Here is a 1,894-nt window from a genome sequence, read left to right as displayed (position 1 = left end):
TGAGCTTTCAGGTATCCTTTTTTCTATCATACTTTCTGCATGAAGGAAATCCCTGGTTTTCCTGTCAAAATTAACACACTAGGCGCAGGCCCTGCGCCCCTACAGGCTTTACAATTTACTGAATGTATCTTATTCAAGTGCATACCGCCACATTACAAATTAAGTAAGATTGGATTCCTATATACTATTTTGATGTAAAGGGATTTCAATCCGAAATTCAGTGCCTTTCCCTACTTCTGATTCACATTGTAGAACTCCTGAATGTTTATTAACAATGATTTCATAACTAATAGATAATCCTAAACCTGTTCCTTTTCCAACTGGTTTAGTGGTAAAAAATGGGTCAAATAACTTATTTTTTATGCTGTCTGGAATTCCTTGTCCGTTATCAATAATTCGGATTTGTATTTGATTATTATCTGTTAGTTCTGTATAAATTTTAATTTGACCAGGATGATTCTGAATTTCTGCTAAAGACCGTTGATTATTATAACTTTCCAGAGAATCAATAGCATTACTAATAATATTCATAAATACTTGATTGAGTTGTCCTGCATAGCATTGAACTAATGGTAAATTACTGTAATATTTGATGATTTTAATTTCTGGATGTTCTGGCTTTTCTTTGAGTCTATTTTGCAAAATTAATAGTGTACTATCAATACCTTCATGAATATCAACTTCTTTCATTTCTGCTTCATCTAACCGGGAGAAAGTGCGTAAAGATAAGACTATTTCTCTAATCCGCTGAGATCCTATTTGCATAGAATTAATAACTTTTGGTAAATCCTCCACAAGAAATTCTATATCAATGTCATCAATTTTGTTCTGAATTTGATCGCTGGGATTGGGGAAATTTTCGTTATATAATTTGATTAATTCTAGGAGGTCATGAGTATATTCACTAATATGCATAATATTTCCAGAAATGAAATTAACGGGATTATTAATTTCATGGGCTATACCGGCAACAAGCTGACCTAAGCTAGACATTTTTTCAGTTTGAATCAATTGAGCTTGGGTACTTTTAAGTTGTGCTAAGGCTTCTTGTAGGGCTATTTCTGCCTGTTTGCGCTCGTCAATTTCTAACTGGGCGCGTTGGTTAATTGCTGTTAATTCATCATTTTTTAATAAGGTTTGTCGGGACTCAGTTAGCTTGATAGCCATATAATTAAATGCTTTTGCTAATTTTTCTACTTCATCACCTGTAATAATATTCAATCGGTAATCAAGATTACCAGCAGCTATTTCCGCAGTTCCTATCTGTAATTCTTCCAGAGATTTAATAATTGGTCGCCAAACTAATGTAAATGTAATTGCAAATAAGATAAGGATTACTCCTATAACTTCAATAGTGATAATTATCTGTAATTTATATAAGTTATCTAATTCTGAGTTCATTAATTGTTTTTGTTCATAGGCGCGTTCGATGACATTGGTTAGCATGAATTCAATATCTCTATTAAAGGAATTAATAGCTAGAAAATATTGTTTAGACTCGGATATACTCAATTCATCTTTTTTATTTGTTATTAGCTGATTGGCTATATTTTTGAGAAAAATATGGCGGCGACGAATCATAGCAATTTCTGGATCATCGGGCATAAAAACTGCTAATTTATTTAGAGAGTCGAGAAACTGACTTTGAAATTTTTCTATTTCTGATTTTTTGCGCTCAAATAAAACTATATCCTTCAATAAAATTATTTCCGACTTTAAAGTATTTTCCGCTTCTAAAGCAGCTTTAATGGCATCTATGGCGAGATCACTTTTTTCTCGAGCAGTATTTTTAATCCCCCGGATAACAACAGCATTGCCAATCTGAATAGCTGTGACAATGTAACTGTTCACACTCCCCCACTAAAAAGGAATTAGGAAGTAACAGGGATAGGAG

General features: G+C 32.9%; 1 protein-coding gene. It reads right to left on the bottom strand.

The window, feature by feature from the left end; genetic code table 11:
- Positions 1–177 precede the first annotated feature (177 nt).
- A complete protein-coding gene (locus FJR05_RS01190) occupies positions 178–1,851 on the bottom strand; it encodes an ATP-binding protein (protein ID WP_168642435.1) in 1,674 nt (557 codons plus the stop codon).
- Positions 1,852–1,894 lie beyond the last annotated feature (43 nt).

The organism is Dolichospermum sp. UHCC 0259 (assembly GCF_009711935.1).
Taxonomy (GTDB): Bacteria; Cyanobacteriota; Cyanobacteriia; order Cyanobacteriales; family Nostocaceae; genus Dolichospermum.
The sequence above is the reverse complement of the archived record's forward strand: the minus strand, read 5'-3'. Positions and strand labels throughout refer to the sequence as shown.